18 protein-coding genes are annotated in these 19,579 nt (G+C 69.9%); 9 read left to right on the top strand and 9 right to left on the bottom strand.

Translation table 11 applies throughout. The features are described from left to right. Positions 1-4: 4 nt before the first annotated feature. The 5 genes from AB0E94_RS27485 to AB0E94_RS27465 form a co-directional block, all read right to left on the bottom strand. Entirely contained in the window at positions 5-568 is a 564-nt protein-coding gene (locus AB0E94_RS27485; protein WP_360331430.1) for a PadR family transcriptional regulator, read from the bottom strand. A 10-nt stretch (positions 569-578) separates the two neighbouring features. Next, a complete protein-coding gene (locus AB0E94_RS27480) occupies positions 579-1,376 on the bottom strand; it encodes a crotonase/enoyl-CoA hydratase family protein (RefSeq protein ID WP_360331427.1) in 798 nt (265 codons plus the stop codon). Between the two features lie 11 nt (positions 1,377-1,387). Then, positions 1,388-3,424, bottom strand: coding sequence for an NADPH-dependent 2,4-dienoyl-CoA reductase (locus tag AB0E94_RS27475; protein ID WP_360331424.1), 2,037 nt, complete (start codon positions 3,422-3,424; stop codon positions 1,388-1,390). 432 nt (positions 3,425-3,856) lie between these two features. Continuing rightward, positions 3,857-5,308 carry a solute carrier family 23 protein gene (locus AB0E94_RS27470; protein ID WP_360331421.1) on the bottom strand — a complete coding sequence of 484 codons (1,452 nt, stop codon included), beginning with the start codon at positions 5,306-5,308 and terminating at the stop codon, positions 3,857-3,859. A 116-nt stretch (positions 5,309-5,424) separates the two neighbouring features. Then, entirely contained in the window at positions 5,425-5,703 is a 279-nt protein-coding gene (locus AB0E94_RS27465; protein ID WP_360331419.1) for a hypothetical protein, read from the bottom strand. A 176-nt stretch (positions 5,704-5,879) separates the two neighbouring features. Here AB0E94_RS27465 and AB0E94_RS27460 point away from each other — a divergent pair, with 176 nt between their 5' ends. The 3 genes from AB0E94_RS27460 (at position 5,880) to AB0E94_RS27450 (ending at position 8,848) form a co-directional block, all read left to right on the top strand. After that, positions 5,880-6,245: a hypothetical protein gene (locus tag AB0E94_RS27460; protein ID WP_360331416.1), complete on the top strand. Its 366-nt coding sequence runs from the start codon at positions 5,880-5,882 to the stop codon at positions 6,243-6,245. 95 nt (positions 6,246-6,340) lie between these two features. Then, a complete protein-coding gene (locus AB0E94_RS27455; protein ID WP_360331413.1) occupies positions 6,341-7,231 on the top strand; it encodes an alpha/beta hydrolase in 891 nt (296 codons plus the stop codon). Between the two features lie 681 nt (positions 7,232-7,912). Further along, a complete protein-coding gene (locus AB0E94_RS27450; protein WP_360331410.1) occupies positions 7,913-8,848 on the top strand; it encodes an endonuclease/exonuclease/phosphatase family protein in 936 nt (311 codons plus the stop codon). Positions 8,849-9,224: 376 nt separating this feature from the next. Here the strand turns inward: AB0E94_RS27450 and AB0E94_RS27445 are convergent, their stop codons facing one another. Then, positions 9,225-9,797, bottom strand: coding sequence for a hypothetical protein (locus AB0E94_RS27445; RefSeq protein ID WP_360331407.1), 573 nt, complete (start codon positions 9,795-9,797; stop codon positions 9,225-9,227). Between the two features lie 180 nt (positions 9,798-9,977). Here AB0E94_RS27445 and AB0E94_RS27440 point away from each other — a divergent pair, with 180 nt between their 5' ends. Both AB0E94_RS27440 and htpG read left to right on the top strand, forming a co-directional pair. Beyond that, positions 9,978-10,862, top strand: a complete 885-nt coding sequence (locus AB0E94_RS27440) for an ABC transporter substrate-binding protein (protein WP_360331404.1) — start codon at positions 9,978-9,980, stop codon at positions 10,860-10,862. 93 nt (positions 10,863-10,955) lie between these two features. Continuing rightward, entirely contained in the window at positions 10,956-12,803 is a 1,848-nt protein-coding gene (gene htpG / locus AB0E94_RS27435) for a molecular chaperone HtpG (RefSeq protein ID WP_360331401.1), read from the top strand. Between the two features lie 66 nt (positions 12,804-12,869). Here htpG and AB0E94_RS27430 read toward each other — a convergent pair whose 3' ends face one another. Both AB0E94_RS27430 and AB0E94_RS27425 read right to left on the bottom strand, forming a co-directional pair. Then, on the bottom strand, positions 12,870-13,751 hold the full coding sequence (locus AB0E94_RS27430; protein WP_360331398.1) for a PfkB family carbohydrate kinase: 882 nt from the start codon (positions 13,749-13,751) through the stop codon (positions 12,870-12,872). 7 nt (positions 13,752-13,758) lie between these two features. After that, positions 13,759-13,920 (bottom strand): hypothetical protein, encoded by a 162-nt coding sequence (locus AB0E94_RS27425; protein ID WP_360331395.1) that lies wholly within the window; start codon positions 13,918-13,920, stop codon positions 13,759-13,761. 159 nt (positions 13,921-14,079) lie between these two features. Here AB0E94_RS27425 and AB0E94_RS27420 point away from each other — a divergent pair, with 159 nt between their 5' ends. After that, on the top strand, positions 14,080-15,744 hold the full coding sequence (locus AB0E94_RS27420; RefSeq protein ID WP_360331392.1) for a DHA2 family efflux MFS transporter permease subunit: 1,665 nt from the start codon (positions 14,080-14,082) through the stop codon (positions 15,742-15,744). Continuing rightward, entirely contained in the window at positions 15,741-16,343 is a 603-nt protein-coding gene (locus tag AB0E94_RS27415; RefSeq protein ID WP_360331390.1) for a TetR family transcriptional regulator, read from the top strand. The genes AB0E94_RS27420 and AB0E94_RS27415 overlap by 4 nt, the downstream gene beginning before the upstream one ends. A gap of 195 nt (positions 16,344-16,538) precedes the next feature. On the opposite strand, the gene AB0E94_RS27410 is transcribed toward AB0E94_RS27415, so the two are convergent. Beyond that, entirely contained in the window at positions 16,539-17,228 is a 690-nt protein-coding gene (locus AB0E94_RS27410; protein ID WP_360331387.1) for a TetR/AcrR family transcriptional regulator, read from the bottom strand. An 82-nt stretch (positions 17,229-17,310) separates the two neighbouring features. On the opposite strand from AB0E94_RS27410, the gene AB0E94_RS27405 reads away from it, so the two are divergent. After that, the gene (locus AB0E94_RS27405) at positions 17,311-17,985 is read left to right on the top strand and encodes an SDR family oxidoreductase (RefSeq protein WP_360331385.1); all 675 of its coding nucleotides are present in this window, start codon (positions 17,311-17,313) and stop codon (positions 17,983-17,985) included. 88 nt (positions 17,986-18,073) lie between these two features. Continuing rightward, positions 18,074-19,579 carry an alpha/beta hydrolase gene (locus tag AB0E94_RS27400; protein ID WP_360331382.1) on the top strand — a complete coding sequence of 502 codons (1,506 nt, stop codon included), beginning with the start codon at positions 18,074-18,076 and terminating at the stop codon, positions 19,577-19,579.

Here is a 19,579-nt window from a genome sequence, read left to right as displayed (position 1 = left end):
AGCTTCAGGCGCCGGCCGGGTAGCGCCGGGACAGGACGGTGAGGGCGAGACGGCCCCACGTCAGGTTCTCCCGCTCGAAGATGATGCCCCGCTGCAACGTCAGATAGGGGCCGATCCGGTTGCCGGTGGCCAGGAACTCGTCCTCGCTGCGGCCGCCCAGGATCTCGGCCAGGCGCTGCTCGTAGGAGCCGAGACGGCGGGCGCTCGACTCCAGACGTGACTCGATCGACGACCTGACGCTGGCCACGTCGGCGTGTGCCAGCGCCTCGATCTGTACGAGCAGCTCGTCGCGTACCGTCGTGGGCTTTGGATCCTGCCTGGTGAAGGCCGTCAAGGCCGCCTGTCCCGCCGCGGTGAGCGAGAAGAGACGCTTGTCCGGCCGTTTCTCCTGGGCCACCACCCGGGCGGCGAGCAGCCCATCGGTCTCCATCTTGTCCAGCTCGCGGTAGAGCTGCTGCGACGTGGCGGTCCAGAAGTTGGCGACCGACACGTGGAACTGCTTGGCGAGCTCGTATCCGGAGGCCTCCCGGTTGATCAGGGCGGCCAGGACGGCGTTGCGTAGCGACACGGGACCCAGGTTACGAGCCGCGCGGCGCGAACTCGGGAGCCGTCTTCGTCATCGCGGCCTTCTGCAGGATCTTCGTGTTGCGGCGCAGAAGCAGCAGACGCAGCTGTTCCCGGCGTTCGCGGGCGAACGTGCGGCGGGCGCTGGACGTGACCGCGCCGTCGAACAGCTTCTTCGCGGCGGCCACCGCGTCCGGGGAACGGGACGCGAGCCGCTGGGCGAAAGCGGTCGCCGCCTCGATCGGGTCGTCGTGCACCTCGGAGACCAGGCCGATCCGGGCGGCCTCGCTGCCGGGGATCTGCTCGGCGGTCATGGTGAGCCGCTTCGCGACGTCCAGCCCGACGACCTCGATGAGACTGCGCACCCCGGTCATGTCCGGGATGATGCCCCACTTGCCCTCCAGCACCGACCATTTGGAGTCGGCGGTGGCGAACCGGAAGTCAGCCGACAGCGCGATCTGCAGGCCACCGCCGTAGCAGTGCCCGTGCACGGCCGCGATCACCGGGACCGGCACCCGCCGCCACGCCCAGCACGCCTCCTGGAACAGGTTGGTGCCCCGCCACGGCGCCGGGATGAACGCGCCGACGATCCTGCGCGGGTTCTTCATCGTGCCCGGGATGTCCAGCCCGGAGCAGAACGACGGGCCGTCCCCGGCGATCACCACGGCCCGGATGGACCGGTCCCGGCGCAGCGTGCGGGCGGCGGCGACCAGCTCGGTGAGCGTGTCGAGGGTGAGCGCGTTCAGTTTCTCCGGGCGGGCCAGGCGCACCTGCGCGATCCCGTCCTCGATCCGCGTGGTCACAAGAGGCATTCGAGGTTCCCTCACAGCTTGGCGGCGAGCTCGGTCGCCTGTTTGATCGCTCGTTTCGCGTCGAGTTCGGCGGCCACGTCGGCGCCGCCGATCACGTGCACGTCCACACCCCGCGCGGTCAGTGGCACGACCAGGTCGTTCACCGACTCCTGGCCGGCGCACACGACGATCGTGCCGACGGCCAGCACGCGGGCCTCGCGTGGCGACTTCGGGTCCTTCGGGTTCACCGGCACGGTGATGTGCAGGCCCTCGTCGTCGACCCGGACATACTCCACCCCGCCCAGCATGGTCACGCCGGAATCCTGGAGAGTCGCCCGGTGCACCCAGCCGGTCGTCTTGCCGAGCCCCTTGCCGAGAGCGCTCGCCTTGCGCTGGAGCAGGTGCACCTCACGTCGCGGCGGCGCCTTCACCTTGGTCGACAGGCCGCCACGCTGCTGATCCGGGTCGGTCACACCCCAGCGCTGCATCCAGTGTTCGGCGGATTCACCAGGCTCGTGCAGCAGGAACTCGGCGACGTCGAAGCCGATCCCGCCCGCCCCGATCACCGCTACCTTCTCCGCGATTTCGCCGGTCTTGTTGATGACCTGCTGGTAGGTCAGCACCTTCGGATGGTCGATTCCAGGGATCGGCGGCACCCGCGGGACCACGCCGGTCGCCACGATCACGTGATCGAAATCGGCCAGGTCGTCGGCTGTCGCCCGCTTGCCGAGGTGCAGCGTGACCCCGCGTGTCTCGATCATGTGCTGGTAGTAGGCCAGCGTGTGCGCGAAATCCTCCTTGCCGGGGATCCGCGCCGCCAGCTTGAACTGCCCGCCGATCCGGTCGGCGGCCTCGAACAGATCAACCCCATGACCGCGGCCGGCCAGCTCCACGGCCGCCGCGAGGCCGGCCGGGCCTGCCCCGACGACCGCGATCCTCTTTCTGGTACGGGTGGGCAGCAGCACGAGTTCGGTCTCGTACGCGGCCCGTGGGTTCAGCATGCACGTCGCGCGCTTGTTGCCGAACGTGTGGTCCAGGCAGGCCTGATTGCACGCGATACACGTGATGATCTCGGCTTCCCGGCCGCTCGCCGCCTTGTTCACGAACTCGGCGTCGGCCAGCAGCGGGCGCGCCATCGACACCAGGTCGGCGTCCCCGGCGGCCAGGATCTCCTCGGCGATCTCCGGGCGGTTGATCCGGTTCGACGCGATCACCGGCACGTCCACCTCGCGGCGCAGTTTGCCGGTCACCCACGCGAACGCGGCCGGCGGCACCGACGTCACGATCGTCGGCACCCGGGCCTCGTGCCAGCCGATGCCGGTGTTCAGGATCGACACGCCGCGCTCCTGGAGGCCGCGCGCCAGCTCGACGGTCTCCTCCCAGGACTGGGCGTCGTCGACGAGATCCAGCAGGCTGATCCGGTACTGCACGATGAAGCCGTCGCCGGTCAGCTCCCGGGTCCGCTTCATGATCTCCAGCGGAAACCGCATCCGCTTCGCGGCAGATCCACCCCATGCATCGGTACGGGTGTTCGTGCGCGCCGCCAGGAACTGGTTGATCAGGTAGCCCTCGGAGCCCATGATCTCCACGCCGTCGTAGCCGGCCCGCTTCGCCAGCGCCGCCGCCCGCGCGAACGACGTCGCCGTCCGGTCCACCTCCCGGGAGCTCATCGCCCTCGGCTTGAACGGCGTGATCGGCGACTTCCGCCCGGACGCCCCCGTGCTGAACGGGTGGTAGGCATACCGCCCCGCGTGCAGCACCTGCAACAGGATCTTGCCGTCGTGCTCGTGCACCGCGTCGGTTACCACCCGGTGCGCCTTCGCCTGCCCGGTGGTGGTCATCTGACTCCCGAACGGCAGCAGCCACCCCCGCCACGTCGGCGCATAACCACCGGTGACGATCAGCGCGGTGCCGCCCTTGGCCCGCTCCGCGAAGAAGGCGGCGAGCTTCGGCAGGTCCCGTTTCCGGTCCTCGAGCTTGGTGTGCATCGAACCCATGACGACCCGGTTGCGCAGAGTCGTGTGCCCGAGATCGAGCGGGCTGAGCAGCGTCGGAAACGCACCGGCCATGTCGTCTGCCTCCTCGCAGCCACCATTCCGCCGCAGCATAGACAACAAATCACCTATGCAACAAGTTGCCTATCAAGACCGCCAGCCGTCGCCCAGCGCGGTATTCCGGCCGCCGAAGGGACGCTGAGCGACGGCTGAGGCCGTCGGCCGTCGTTGAGCGTGATCATCCGGCTGCCGAAGGGCGGGTGAGCGACGGCCCGCGGTTTCCGGTGCCGGCGAGGTCACCCGGAACGACGTCACGCCCTGGCCTCGAAAGGCTGCCTGGACCGTCGGCCGTCGCTTAGCGCGGTAATCCGGTCGCCGAAAGGTAGGTGAGCGACGGCTCGCGGGGTGGGTGGCGGTGCCTGTGCTTCGTCTCGGGGCCGGGAACGGGCCTCAGGTGACGGCGGGGCCCGCGGAGCGTACCCCCGCGGGCCGTTGATCTTTGAAGGGTCAGGGTTTGGCCGGTGGCTCGGTTGCCGCCGGGGTGTCCGGGACGGGATCGGCCTGGTCGGTGGTTTCGGCGGGTGCCGGTGAGGTGGTGTCCGGTGAGGCGGGGCCGGGGGCGGTGGTGTCCGGTGAGGTGGGGGCCGGATTCGGGCGGGACCAGCCGTTGAACAGGAGGTTCAGGAGGAAGACGACGATCACCGTGGTGGTGATCGAGCTGCCGAAGATGATCTCCAGCTCGTCGGGCATCCGGGTGTAGAAGGCCGGCGCCACCACCGGGATCATGCCGACGCCGATCGAGACGGCGATGATCAGCAGGTTGTTGGTGCCGTCGAATTCGACGCGGCGCAGGCTTCGGATGCCGACCGCGGTGACCGTCGCGAACATGACCAGGGCGGCCGCGCCGATGACCGGGCCCGGGACGGCGGCGATGATCTCGCCGAGCTTCGGGATGAGGCCGAGCAGCACCAGGATGACGCCGGCTGCGGTGACCACGAAGCGGCTGCGCACCCGGGTGACCTGGACCAGGCCGACGTTCTGGGCGAACGCGGTGTCCAGGAACGAGTTGAACACACCGGCCAGGACGCCGGACAGGCCGTCGGCGGCGAGGCCGCGGGCGATGTCGTTCTCGGACGGGCGGCGGCCGACCGCCTCACCGACGGCGAGCATGTCGGCCGTCGACTCGACGTAGATGATCAGCATGACCGTGCACATCGAGACGATCGCGGCGGCCTGGAACTCGGGCGGGCCGAAGTAGAACGGGCGGGCCAGGCCGAACCAGCTCGCCTCGCCGACGCCGGAGAAGTCGACCAGGCCCATGAACGCGGCCACGATCACCCCGAAGATCAGGCCGATCAGCACCGACAGCGAGGCGACGAATCCGCGTGCGAACCGGTTGACCAGCACGATCAGCAGGATGATGGCGGCCGCCAGGGCCAGTTTGTCGAGAGCGCCGTAACCCGGCGCCTCCTCGTTGTTGCCGGCGATCAGCCCGGCCCCGGCGTCGATCAGCGACAGGCCGATCACGGTGATCACCGTGCCGGTGACCAGCGGCGGGAACAGGTGGATGATCTTCGCGAACGGCTTGGCGACGAGCAGGCCGAAGACCCCGGCGGCGAGGAACGCGCCGTAGATCGCGGGCAGGCCGTACTTCGCGCCGATCAGGATCATCGGGTTGAGCGCGGCGAACGTGGCGCCGGCGACGACCGGCAGGCGCACGCCGAGGATCTTCCCCACGCCGAGGCTCTGGATGATCGTGATGACGCCGGCGACGAACAGGTCGGCGTTGACCAGGATCGCGATCGTTGTCGCGTCCAGTTTGAGCGCGCCGCCGACGATCAGCGGCACGGCGACGCAGCCGGCGTACATGACGAGGACATGCTGGAGGCCCAGGACCGCCAGGCGGCCGACCGGCAGCATCTGGTCGACCGGGTGCTTGCTCCCGACCACTTGGCTCATGACGGAACCTTCCAATTGGAAATGGTTCCGCGGATTCTCGGCACGCCATGTTTACGGCAGAGGTCCTAGCGTTGCATCGCGGTGAACTTCTTCTATGCCTCGGCGCAGCCCGGGCTCTATGCCTTGGCGCAGCCCGGGCCGGCGGCCGCCCCATCGACGATGCGGTACTTCGAGATGTCGCCGCGCACGTAGTCCTTGAGCTGCCGGATCGAGGTCGGGGCGGTCCCGTTGTTCATCAGGTAGCCGACGATCGCGGTGTCCACAGTCCGGCAGGAAGCCTGGTCGGCGACCACCTGCGCACGGGACTGAAGCTTCGCCGGGTTCAACGCAACGTAAGAAACGCCACCAATACTCATCGTAATCGCACTGGCCATTGCTATCTCGATCAAACGCACTGGGGCAGGTTAGTCATGATCACTCACGGTGGTCAGCTGGCCGAACGGCCGAGATCATCAGCCTCAAGGGCAACGCTGTGTAACAGGTCCTGGCGGGCGAATGAATCGACATGACTCACGACGACGGTGCTACCTTGATTACTCGGAGCAACGGTCTGATAACGCAGGAGGATCCCATGCGTCGTGCCGCTGTCGTTCTCACCCTCGTCCTCGCCGGGCTCTGGATCGCCTCGCCCGCGAGCGCGTTCGCCCACAACGCGGTCCACAACCCGGCCATGCACATGCTGCTGGACGGGCTCACCCTGCTGGTCGTCTCCGCTCCGGTGTGGACGGCCCTGCTGTGGGGCGGCGGCAGTCGCCGGCAGCTCGCCGCACTGATCGGGATCGTCCAGATCCCGGTCGCGATCATCGGGTTCGTGCCGATCGCCGACCCCTACCTGCACCTCACCCTGTTCGCCATCGCGCTCGGCCTGACCGCGGTATCGCTGCGGGTGGTGCGCGGCCAGGCACGGGCCGCCGCCGCTGTATCACAAACCCGGTAAGGGTCGAACGGATGACCGGGTCCTCTCAGCGACCCGGTCATCCGATGTGATGTCTGCGTAACCTCGCTGTCAGTGAGCCTGGCCACAATGAACACGTGGTGACCGAGACGATGTTGCCGGTCAACGGCATCCAGATGTGCGTGGAGACGTTCGGCGAGCCCAACGATCCCCCGCTGCTGCTCCTGGCCGCGGACGCCAGTTCGATGGACTGGTGGGACGACGAGTTCTGCCGGCGTCTGGCGGCCGGCCGACGGTTCGTCATCCGCTACGACCACCGGGACACCGGCCGGTCGACCTCCTACCCGCCAGGCTGTCCCGCGTACTCCGGGGCCGACCTGATGTATGACGCGATAGGTGTGCTCGACGCGCTCCGCGTCCCGGCGGCGCACCTGGTCGGCTTCTCGCTGGGCGGCGCGCTCGCTCAGCGGATCGCCGTCCACCATCCGTCCCGGGTGCTCAGCCTCACCCTCATGTCGACGAGCGTCGACGGCGAGGCCCCCGACAACGCGCCGGTCACCCACGGCGGTCCGGTCACGGTTTCCGCGGGCACGGTCACAGCGGTTGTGCGTACGGTCGAAGCGCCGCCCGCCACTGACGAGACCGACTGGTCGAACCGGAAGGCCGCGGTGTCCCGCATGATCGACGAGGTACGCGCCCGCGGCGGCCCGTTCACCCCCGAGGAGCCGCAGCTGCGCCGCTTCGCCGAACGCGTCTTCGACAGATCCGCCGACCTGGCCGCGACCCGCGTCAACCATCGCCTGGCCGGCTACGGGCCACCGGTCCGCGACCTGCTGTGCGGCATCGAGGCGCCGACCCTGGTGCTGCACGGCACCCTGGACCGGCACATCACCACCGGCCATCCCGAGGAACTGGCTCGCTGCATCCCGGGCGCCCGCCTCGTGTGGCTCGACGGGGTCGGCCACGAGTCACCACCCCGCGCCGTCTGGAACCAGGTCCTCACCGAGATCCTCGACCTGGCCGCCTGACCTCCCAGCCCATCCTCATCCCGAGGCCACCCCCACTGCCGCGCCCCGCGCCCCGCCGTCCGTGACCGGTTGCTCGCTTGCCGTCCGTGACCGGTTGCTCGCTTGCCGTCTGCAACCCGCTGCCGCGGCCCGATGCCGGCCACCCGTGACCTGCTGCCCGCCGCTTGTCGCCCGCGGATCTTGCACGACTTTCCGCGCCCGCGCCGATCTTGCAGCCCTTTCCACGTCCCAGCAGGAAGAAAGCTGCAAGGTCTCCCCGGCGCAGTAGACCTTGCACGGCAAAGCATGCCCACACGTGAAGAAACGTGCAAGATCGCTGAAAACATGGGGAACCGTGCAAGATCTACAGGGCTGGTCGCGGGTGAATTTTCCGCGAATGCGACATTCCAGGCCTCGGGTCGGTGTCTCAGCCGCCTGGGCGACCGGTGCGATAGCCCGAAGGCTCGGCGGGATGGCCTCGCACAGCAGAGGGATTGACCTCGGATGCGGCGAAAGTCTTGAAGAAGGTTTCCTGACTTGTGGAACTCCACAAGATCGCGCGCGGGGTGCGATTTGAGGAGTGTCGCGGGGGTGGCGTGAGAAGCGTCGCGGGGTGCAGTGAGAAGTGTCGCGGGTGGCGTGAGTGCCGGGGACGGGAGTTCTGTCGTCGTGGGCCTTGATCGGCTGTGCGAGCATCGCCGCGTGCGGATACCTGAGCCGGCGCGGATGTCCGGAAGCTCCCGCCGGGACCGGTTCGGCTGGTTCGTGGCGCTGCCGATCGGGGTGCTGGTCGCGGTTCTCCTGGTGCTGCCCGGCGGCAGCCTGCTCCCGACCGTGCGGCCGTGGCTCGGGCTGGCCGTACCGCCGCTGCTGTTGATCCTGCTCTGGCGCCGCTCCCGGCCTGCGCTGCTCGCCGGGCTCCTGCCGCTCGCTGCCTGGTCCGCCGTCTTCGGCGGGCATCTGCTGCCGGACGGTGACGTCCCGCACGACCTGGTCGTGGTGCAGCACAACGTCAGCGACGAGAACCCGGACCCGGCCGCCACCGTCCGCACCCTGATCGCGGACGACCCCGACCTGGTCGCCCTGGAGGAGATCACCCCGGAGGCGGTGCCCGCCTACACGGCCGCGTTCCCCGCCGAATACGCCCACCACACGATCCACGGGACCGTGGCGCTCTGGTCCCGGCACCCGCTCACCGAGGCCGCGCCCCTGGACATCCGCCCGGCCGGTCTCGGCGACGACTGGAACCGTGGCCTCCGCGCGGTCGCCCGGACCCCACAGGGCGACATCGCCGTCTACGTCGCCCACCTGTCATCGGTGCGCCCCGGACTGACCGGCCTCGACACGGCCCGCCGCGACGACAGCGCCCGGAAACTGGGCGCGGCGCTGACGGCCGAACCGCACGAGCGGGTGATCCTGCTCGGTGACCTGAACGCCACCGCCACCGACCCCGGCCTCGACCCCGTCACCGCCCACCTGGGCACCGACGGTTCCGACTTCGCGTTCACCTTCCCGGCGGCCCTGCCGATCGCCCGGATCGACCACGTCCTGGCACGCTCGCTGACGGTGACCGCGGTCCGGACCCTGCCCCGGACCGGCAGCGACCACATCCCGATCGTCGCCCGCCTACGCCACTGACCCCCGGTTACCCCGTCCCGTAGCCGGTGAAGGAGCTGCGGTGGGGTCAAGCCTGGCTGGCCGTCACCGCTGTCTCGGGACCGCGAACCCGGCGGTCGGAGCCAGCCGAGTAGATCCGGCTGGCCGTTACCGCTGTCTCGGGACCGCGAACCCGGCGGTCGGAGCCAGCCGAGCAAGATCGGAAGCTGGGGGCCGGACAGCCTCGGGTTCGGGGATGCGCGGGTGCTTGGGGCTCGTTCTGGTGGGTGGTCATCGGTGTCCTGAGCCGCCTCAGGCGGCGGTGAGCGGCCCACGATGACGGCCGGGCCCGGGATGGGCGCGTGCGCACCGGCCGGCCCCCGATCATGAGATCACTTCCGGCCGGTGGACGCGCTGGTCATGGTCGGGTGGCGCCGTGCAGAGCGAGTCCCGCGGTGATCGAGCCGGCGCACGCCGCCGTATACATCATCAGGAAGCCCAGGCCGGTGAGCAGGCCGACGCCGGCCAGCATCGCGAGCAGCAGCAGTGTGCCGGCGACCGGCCCGGCGGCCAGCAGCCAGGCCGCGGTTTTCTGCACCGGGGTCCACCGGGGGGAGACGGTCGCCATCATCAGCCCGGCCGCCTGCGCGACCCCCGGCAGCACCACCGAACCGCCGGTGAGCAGCGCGACCGCCACCCGCTCGGAACCGCCCGGCGACGGACCGGGAACGGCGGACGGCACGGCCGGCAAGCGCAGGTGGGTGGGTGTGCCGCTGCGGCGGACCGCGGCCACCAACTGGTCGGGCGGCCCTAACCGGCCCAGCACCCGGGACGGATCGTCGGCCAGGTCGCGGCGCATCGCGATGTAGCCGGCAACCGTGTTCATCAGCTCGTCGCGGGTCTCCGCCGACAGGTCGCCGGCGGCCGCCCACAGCGAGGCCAGATAGTCGAGAACGAGAACGTCGTCGTGGGCCGGCGGTGCGGTCGTCATGGGAGTCCTTCCCTCCGGGTGACGAGAACGTCGTCGTGGGCCGGCGGTGCGGTCGTCATCAGATTCCTTCCTCCGGGTGCCGACCAGCATTCCCGCCGGACCGTCGCCGCCGCATCGGTCCAAGGTGGTAACTGCGCGGCGCGGCATCATCCTCCGGTCTTAGTCCGGGAGTATGGGGGTATGCGCCTGGTGTCCCTGCTTCCGTCCGCGACCGAGATCGTGTACGCCCTCGGGCTCGGCGATGACCTGGTCGGAGTCACGTTCGAGTGCGACGAGCCGGCTGCGGCCCGCTCGGAGAAGACGGTGGTGGTCGGCGGCCGCGACACCAGCCGGATGACCCCCGGTGAGATCGACGACTACGTGCGCACCCAGATGTCGGCCGGTGGGGACCTCTACACGTTGCACGCCGGGGCGCTCGCCGGCCTCGATCCGGATCTCATCCTCACCCAGGACCTGTGCCGGGTGTGCGCGCTGCCGTCGGGGCACGTCGATCAGGCGCTCGGGCACCTGGGCTGCCGTAGTGAGGTGCTCTCCCTCGACCCGCACACCCTGGACGACGTCCTGGAGACCTTCGTTGTGGTTGCGAACGCGGTGGGCGTACCGCAGCGGGGTGTTGATCTTGTGACTGGTCTGCGGGAGAGGCTGGCCGCGGTGAGCGCCGCGGTGGCCGGGAGGCCTCGCCCCCGGGTGGCCGTGGTGGAATGGGTGGATCCGCCGTTCACCGCGGGGCACTGGGTTCCGGACCTGATCACGGCGGCCGGCGGCGAACCCGTCGCGGCCCTTCCGGGCCGCCGTTCGGTACCGGTCTCCTGGGCCGGACTGGCCGCTCCGCGGCCGGAGATCGTGCTGGTCACCCCATGCGGTTACCACCTGGAGGGCGCGATCCGGCAGGCCGATGCGGTGGTCCCGCATTTCCCCGCCGCGTCGGTGTGGGCGATCGACGGCGACGGCCTGGTGGTACGCCCGGGGCCGCGACTCGTGGCCGGAGTGGAGGCGATCGCCGCGATCCTGCATCCGGATGCGGTCCCGCCGCCCCCGCCCGGATCCATCCAGCGTGTGTCCTGACCAGCACATCGAGGAGTGGTTCGACGCCGGATGACCGGTGGGGTCGGGGCGCGCTCTACGATCGGGTCGTACCACCGGACATGACGGAAACGGGTGACGATGGAGACGTTGGAGTTCCAGGCAGAGGCGCGCCAGCTGCTGCAACTGATGGTCCACTCGATCTATTCGAACAAGGACATCTTCCTGCGCGAGCTGATCTCGAACGCGTCGGACGCGCTGGACAAGCTGCGCCTGGCGAAGCTGCAGGACGGCCTCGAGGCGGACACCTCCGACCTGCACATCGAGATCGCGGTCGACGCCGAGGCTCGTACGCTTGTCGTTCGTGACAACGGCATCGGCATGACCCGCGAGGAGGTCGTGGCGCTGATCGGCACGATCGCCAAATCCGGCACCGCGGAGCTGCTGGGCAAGCTCAAGGAGGCCAAGGAGACCCCCGAGCTGATCGGCCAGTTCGGTGTCGGGTTCTACTCGACGTTCATGGTCGCCGACAAGGTCGAGCTGGTGACCCGCAAGGCCGGCACCGAGGGCCACGGCACCCGCTGGGAGTCGGCCGGCGAGGGCACCTTCACGATCGACGACGCGCCGGACGCGCCGGTCGGCACCACGGTGACGCTGCACCTGCGCCCCAAGGACGAGGACGACGCCCTCTACGACTACACCGACGCGTGGAAGCTCAAGGAGATCGTCAAGCGGTACTCGGACTTCATCTCGTTCCCGATCCGCAAGGTCGACGGTGACGAGGTCGAGACCCTCAACTCGATGAAGGCGCTGTGGGCCCGCCCGCGCAGCGAGGTCACCGACGAGGAGTACCACGAGTTCTACAAGCACATCAGCCACGACTGGACCGACCCGCTCGAGATCATCAACATGAAGGCGGAGGGCACCTTCGAGTACGAGGCGCTCCTCTTCATCCCGTCCCGGGCGCCGCACGACCTGTTCCAGCGGGACGCCCGCCGGGGTCTCCAGCTCTACGTCAAACGCGTCTTCATCATGGACGACAGCAAGGAGCTGATCCCCGACTACCTGCGCTTCGTCAAGGGTGTGGTGGACGCGGCCGACCTCTCGCTGAACATCTCCCGCGAGATCCTCCAGCAGGACCGGCACATCCAGATGATCCGGCGCCGCCTGGTCAAGAAGGTGCTGTCGACGATCAAGGACCTGCAGACCAGCAATCCGGAGAAGTACGCGACGTTCTGGCGCGAGTTCGGACGGGCGGTCAAGGAGGGCCTGCTCGCCGAGCCCGACAACCACAAGCCGATCCTGGAGATCGCGTCGTTCGCCAGCACCGAGGGCGCCGAGCCGACCACCCTCGCCGCCTACGTGGAGCGGATGAAGGAGGGCCAGGAGGAGATCTACTTCCTGACCGGCGAGAGCCGCTCCCAGGTGGAGAACTCGCCGCACATGGAAGCCTTCCAGGCGCAGGGCTACGAGGTGCTGATCCTCACCGACCCGGTCGACGAGATCTGGGTCGACGTGGTGCCCGAGTTCGACGGAAAGAAGCTGCGGTCGATCGCCCGTGGCTCGGTCGACCTGCCGAAGGACGAGGAGAAGCCGGAGCCCGAGGGTGACTTCGGCCCGCTGCTCGGTTTCCTCACCGAGAAGCTGACCGAGCAGGTCAAGGAGGTGCGGCTGTCGCACCGGCTGACCACCTCGGCGGCGTGCCTGGTCAGCGACGCCGACGACATCACCCCGGCGCTGGAGAAGATGTACCGGGCGATGGGGCAGGAGGGGCCGCGGGTCAAGCGCATCCTCGAGCTCAACCCCAACCACCCGCTGGTCTCCGGTCTGCGGGCGGCGCACGAGCGCAGCGCCGGCGACGCGGCCCTGCCGGACACGGCCGAGCTGCTGTACGGGACGGCGCTGCTCGCCGAGGGCGGCGACCTGGAGGATCCGGCCCGGTTCGCCAAACTGCTCGCGGATCGTCTCGCGCAGACGGTCTGACCTGCTGTTTCCGGCCGCCGGCCCCGGTTCTCCGGGGTCGGCGGTCTGCTTTCCGTGGCCCGGTGGTCAGGGCAGGTGGGACAGCCAGGCTCGGGGACCGGCGTGCATGACCCGGATGGCGGCGATCCGGGAGGCGTAGCCGATCGCGGCCGGCAGATCCAGGTCGCCGCGCGCCAGCGCGACCGCGAGGGCGCCGTGGAAGGCGTCGCCGGCGCCGGCGGTGTCCACCGCGACGACCTTCGGCACCGCCACCGTCCCGGCCGTCGTGCTCCCGGCGGCACGGAACCAGCGGACCGGCTCCGGGCCGTGGGTGATCACGACGTCGGTGCTGCTGGTCGACCTGATGGCGGCCGCGACCGCCTCGTCGGTCCCGGCCGTGGCGGTCGAGTCCGCTTCGTGGGCACCGGCCGGGTGGCGGAAATCGCCGGAGCAGGCCACCACCTCGGCGTACGGGAAGATGTCGGCGAAGACCGGGCGCCAGCTTCCGGCGTCGACGAGCAGGCGGCGGGCGCTGCGGGCCGCGGCCATCGCGAGCGCCGGATGGTGGCCGTCGACCAGGGTGAGGTCGGCGTCGGGCAGGCCCTCCGCGGGTGCCGCGACCGCACGGTTGCCGGCGTTGCGGCTGACTATGGTGCGTTCGCCGGTCGACGCGAGAACCGTCACCGCCGAGACCGGCGGCGGCTCCGGGGAGTCCGCGGCGACGTCGATCAGGGTGACCCCGTGCGCTGCCAGATCGGCCCGGACCAGGTTGCCCAGCGGGTGCGAACCCACTGCGCTGACCAGGGTGACCGTGGCCCCGAGCGCAGCCGCGGTGACCGCCGCGTTGGCCGCCGGTCCGCCCGCGGCGACGTCCACCGACGCGGACTGCACCTTCTCGTCGGGACCGGGGAACCGCTCGACCCGCTGCACCAGGTCGACGGTCGCCAGCCCGGCGAAGAGGAGCCGCATGCCGGTGTCAGTTGCCGTTCGCGAGCTCGACGAAGAACGTGCCGATGTTGCTGAAGATGTCGCCGATGCCGTCGCCGATGCTGCGGGCCACCTCGGCGGCCGGGCCCGGATTGGTGCCGATCCAGAAGACGAGCAGGAACACCAGGATCCAGCCCAGCACCTTCTTCATCGGAAATCGATCCTCCGCACACTCGCTGGCCTGGGGAAACCGGATGACCCCATCCAAGATCGTGACACAACCTCGCAAGGCCCGCAGGAGGCACGCCGACCCGGATCCGGCACGTCACGAATATGGCAGTGACTGTCTTTTGAGAGCTACCTTCATTTCATGGTCGCTCTCAGAACAGCTCACCGGTGGTCAGCCCTGGCCGCCCTCGCCCTGTGCACCGTCGTCATCGGGCTGGACAGCACTGTGCTCAGCGTCGCGCTGCCCACGCTGGCCCGTGATCTCGGCGCCACCACCGCCGACCTCCAGTGGTTCACCACGTCCTATCTGCTGGTCCTGGCCGCGGCGCTGCTGCCGGCCGGCATGCTCGGCGACCGGTTCGGCCGCAAGCGCCTCCTGCTGATCGCGCTGGTGGCCTTCGGCGCCGCCTCTGCCGCCTGTGCCCTGGCCGACACGACAGGGCAGCTCATCGCCGCCCGCGCGGTCCTGGGCCTCGGCTCCGCCGTGATCATGTCGCTGATCGGCGCGGTCCTCACCGTCCTCTTCGACGAGCGGGAGCGCCCACGGGCCCTCACCATCTGGATCACCGCCAACGCGCTCGGCATCCCGCTCGGCCCGCTGCTCGGCGGCTGGCTGCTCGACCACTTCCACTGGGGCTCGGTCTTCCTGATCAACCTGCCGATCGTGGTGCTCGGGCTGATCGCGGTCGCGGTCCTCGTCCCCGAGTCGCACGGTGACCGTGGCCGCCGGTTCGACCTGCCGGGCATCCTGCTGTCGACCACGGGGCTGGTCGCCGTGACGTTCGGCATCATCGAGGCCGGCGAGCGCGGCTGGGGCGACGTGCGCGCCTCGGTGATCATCGCGGTCGGTGTGTTCGCGCTCGCCGCGCTGGTGTGGTGGCAGCGGCGGGCCGCCGCGCCGCTGATCGATCTCGCCCTCTTCCGTAACCGGTCGTTCGCCGGGGGCACGCTGCTCGCCACGATCGCCGGGTTCGCCTTCTTCGGCCTGCTGTTCGCGCTGCCGCAGCTGTTCCAGGCGGTCGGTGGCGCCGACGCGTTTGGCACCGGAGTCCGGCTGCTCCCGGTGATCGGTGGCCTGATGGTCGGCGCCCGCGTGGGTGAGAAGCTGGCGATCCGGTTCGGTCCGCGCGCGGTGATCGCCGGCGGTCTCGCGTTGATGGCCGCCGCCCTGTTCACCGGCGCGGCCACCGATGCGGCGGCGGGCTACGGGGTGGTCGGCGCTTGGATCGGCGTGGCCGGTGTGGGTCTCGGCCTCACCATGCCCACCTCGATGAACGTCACGATCAGCACCCTCGGCGCGGAGCGCACCGGCGTCGGCAACGCCCTGATCCAGGCGATCCGCCAGGTCGGCAGCGCCATCGGGGTCGCCGTGCTCGGCATGGTCCTGAACGCGGGCTACCGCTCCGCCCTCTCCGATTCCGTCCGGTCCGATTCCTCTTTGCCGGGTTCCTCCCTGTCGGGTTCCGCCTCGCCTGATTCCGTCGTGCCTGGTTCCGGCATGCCTGGTTCCGTCCTACCGGGTTCTGCTCCGCCTGATGCCATCCTGCCCGGTTCTTTCGGGCACCTGTCCGAGGCGGCGCGGGAGCAGGTGAGTGACAGCGCTACCGCCGGGGTCGCGGTCGCCCAGCGGCTCGGCGACGACGGCCTGCTCGCCGCGGTGCAGGACGCGTTCGTGCACGGCATGGATCTGTCACTGATCGTCTCCGGCGGCGTCGCGGCGGCTGGTGTGGTGCTGGCCCTGGTGATCCTGCCGCGCGGCGCGCGCACCGGGCGACCAGCGGAGGCCCTGGCAGAATCGGGAGTATGAGCGCCCCCTCGGACAGCCTGCGCGCCCGCAAGAAGGCGAAGACCCGCGCCACCATTCGCGAGCAGGCGATGCGGCTGATCGAGGAGCAGGGCTACGCCGCGACGACGGTGGAGCAGATCGCGGAGGCGTCGGAGATTTCGCCGAGCACGTTCTTCCGCTACTTCCCGACGAAGGAGGCCGCGATCCTGGTCGACGACGTCGACGCGGTGCTGGTCCACGCGATCCGCGCCCAGCCGGCCGAGTTCCAGGCGGTCGAGGCCATTCTGCGGGCGGTGCACGAGGTCTTCTCGAACATGAGCCCGGAGACGTGGGAGTTCGAGCGCCGGCGGCAGGCGCTGGCCCTCGGCGTCCCCGAGTTGAGGGCGCGCATCATGCACCAGATGACCGACGCGATCGACCTGGTCGCCGCGGCGATCGCCGAGCGGGCGGGCCTGCCCGCCGACGACTTCTCGGCCCGGGTCACCGCGGGGGCCGCTGTCGGCGCCATGCTCGCGGTCCTGCCGTCGAGCCGCGTGCTGACCGACGGCATGACCCTGCACGACTATCACCGGCTGGAGAAGGCCCTGACCCTGCTCCAGAAGGGCCTGCCCCTCGGCTGACCCACCGTTTCCGGGCGTGCGGGCGCGAGGTCGTTGCTTCCGGGCATGGCGGCCGTTGCGCCTGGCGGCGCCGTCGGCTCCGGCCTGTGGCTCGGGCTCCGGTCGGCCTACGGCTCGGGTCGGCCTACGGCTCGGGTCGGCCTACGGCTCGGGTCGGCCTACGGCTCGGGTCGGCCTACGGCTCGGGCTCCTGGTCTACGGCTCGGGTGGGGTGGTCAGGCTTTCGTGGACGGCGGTGAGGATTCGGTCGGAGAGGTCGGTGCCGGCTGTCGCGCGGGACAGGATCAGGGCGCCGACCATGGTGCTGAGGGCAGCTAGGTCCGGCTCCGGGCCGTCGCCGAGAAAGCGGGCGAAACCCTCGACCCCCGCCGCGTAGGCCGACCTTGTCGCGTCGCCGCCTGTCGAGCGGGCCACGTCGCCGCCGAACCCCGCCGAGGGGCATCCACTGCCTGGATCGTCGCGGTGCGCCGGCGACAGGTAGGCGTCGATCATCGCCCGCCGTCGATCGGACACCGTGGCGTCACCGGATCCGGGCTTCTGGTCGGCCCCGCCCGGCGGGAGAGCGTCGGCCGACGGGTGGGCCTCGGCCGGTGGCAGAGCGTCGGCCGGCAGGACGGTGGCCGGTGCGAGAGCGTCGGCCGGTAGGACGGTTGCCGGTGGGCGGAGGGTGGCGGCCTGGTCGGCGAAAGCCCTGGCCACCGCCTCGGCGACCAGGGCGTCCTTCGAGGCGAAGTGTTTGTAGAAGCCGCCGTGGGTCAGGCCCGCCTCGGCTGTCACGTCGGCGACGCTCACGCCGGCGATCCCGTGCTCGCGGAAGAGGCGTGCGGCCGTGGCCACGATGCGTTCCCGGTTTTCGGCGGCCTGCGCCTGCGACACCCGTCCCATGACCGCAACTATAGATTATGTGTGTCATCTATTACCCCGGCGGCCCTGGCGGTCGTTAGATGATGGCCATAATCTAATTCTCATGGAACTCACCAACGCAGTCGCCGTCGTCACCGGAGCCAACCGCGGGTTCGGCCGCCAGCTCGCCCTCCAGCTGCTCGAACGTGGCGCCAAGGTCTACGCCGCGGCCCGTACTCCCGAGTCCGTCGACCTTCCCGGAGCGATCCCGCTCCAGCTCGACGTCACCGACCCGGAGTCGGTGACCAGGGCGGCCGCCACCGCGGCCGACGCCACCCTGCTGATCAACAACGCCGGGGTGTCCGCCGGTGAGCCGGTCCTCGACGGGGACCTGGACGGCATCCGGCTCGACATGGAGACCAACTACTTCGGCTCACTCTCCACCACCCGTGCGTTCGCGCCGGTCATCGAGGGCAACGGCGGGGGAGCAGTGCTCAACGTGCTGTCCGTGCTGTCCTGGCTGCACCCGGGTGGATACGGTTCCTACTCGGCGGCGAAGGCGGCGGCCTGGGCGCTCACCAACGCCAGCCGTGAGCTGCTCGCTCCGCGCGGGATCACGGTGACCGGGCTGCACGTCGCCTACATGGACACCGACATGGCCGCGGCGGTCCCGGCCGACCAGAAGAGCGATCCGGCCAAGGTCGCTGCGCTCGCCCTCGACGCGATCGCCCGTGGTGACGCCGAGATCCTCGGTGACGACCTGACCCGAGGGGTGAAGGCGCAGCTGTCCAGCCGCTGAAATCTGGGTGTTGCATCGGCAGACTTGAATGGGCCGCGACTCTGTCGTCGACACGTGAGGTCTGCCCATGCGTCGCTCAAGTGTTCGTTTGGCCGTACCGCTGATGGTGTTCGCCCTGCTCGTCCCGGCAATGCCGGGAGTCGCCCACGCCGCGCAACCCGGCGGATCGATCGTCTGGGGTCCGTGCGATCCGGAGGACGAGGCTCCGGAGCGGGTCGTCTGCGCGGAACTGGAGGTTCCGGTCGACTGGTCGCGGCCCGGTGGCGCGACGGTCACCCTCGCGTTGGCCAAGCTGCCGGCGTCGGATCCGTCCCGCCGGATCGGCCCGCTGCTGATCAACCCGGGTGGCCCCGGCGGGTCGGGGGTGAGCTTCGCTTACGCCGCCGGGGATGCGTTCTCGGACACGATCACCGACCGGTTCGACGTCATCGGGTTCGACCCGCGCGGTCAGGCCCGCAGCAGCGTGATCAACTGCGACAGCGACGCGGTCGGCGAGCAGGCGAACTACCTGTACCCGCACAGCGCCTCCGACTACGCGGCGCTGCGGGCCGCCAACCGGGCGCTGGTCCAGACCTGCCGGGACCTGTCCGGGCCGCTCGTGAAGTATGTCGACACGGCGAGCGTGGTCCGCGACATGGACGCGATCCGGGCTGCGCTCGGCGAACGCAAGATCAGCTACTACGGCGTCTCCTACGGGACCATGATCGGCCAGCAGTACGCCGAGCTGTTCCCGGACCGGATCCGGGCCATGACCCTGGACTCGAACATGGACCACGCGCAGAGCATCCCCGACTACCAGAAATGGGAGACGCTCGCCATGGAGGACTCGTTCCTCCAGTTCACCGCCTGGTGTGACCGGACACCCGCGTGCGCGCTGCACGAACAGGGTGCGCTCGCCTACTTCGACGAGCTGTACGCACGGGCCGAAGCGGGCGACCTGGTCGTCGAGGGCATCCAGATCTTCCCGGAGTTCCTGGTCTCGGTCGTCTTCAGCTACATGTTCGACCCCGCCGACTGGTTCTACCTCGCCGAAGACCTGATCTACTTCGGCAGCGGCAGCGGATCGGAGGCGCGCCGTCGTGGTGAGCCCACGCCCTACGGCTACCTGCCGGTGATGTGCTCCGACTTCCGCTTCGACGTCGGCAACTACCAGAACCTGCGGAAACTGGAGAAGGCGCAGAACCGGCTCGCCCCGCACACCCGGCTCAGCCCGATCGCGTGGACCGACCTGACGTCCTGCCAGAACTGGCCGTACCCGGTCACCAACCCGCCGCACCGGCTCAAGGCGTCACCGAAACTGCCGCCGATCCTGCTCGCCAACAGCCGGTACGACGTCGCCACCCCGTATCAGTGGGGCACTTCGCTCGCCGGCCAGCTGCCGAGCGCCACGTTCCTCACCTACGACGGGGTCGGCCACGGCACGTACTGGCTGAGCCCCTGTGCCCGGGCCGCGATCGACAGCTACCTCGTCGACCGTCGCCTGCCCGCCAAGGGCACCCACTGCCCGGCCGTCTTCCCCGAGTCGCCGGTCACCCTCAAGTCCGCGCCCGGCAACCCGCTCACCCCGGGATTGAGGACTGTTTCCGCGGGGTAA

Source organism: Actinoplanes sp. NPDC026670 (assembly GCF_040638175.1).
Taxonomy (GTDB): Bacteria; Actinomycetota; Actinomycetes; order Mycobacteriales; family Micromonosporaceae; genus Actinoplanes.
The sequence above is the reverse complement of the archived record's forward strand: the minus strand, read 5'-3'. Positions and strand labels throughout refer to the sequence as shown.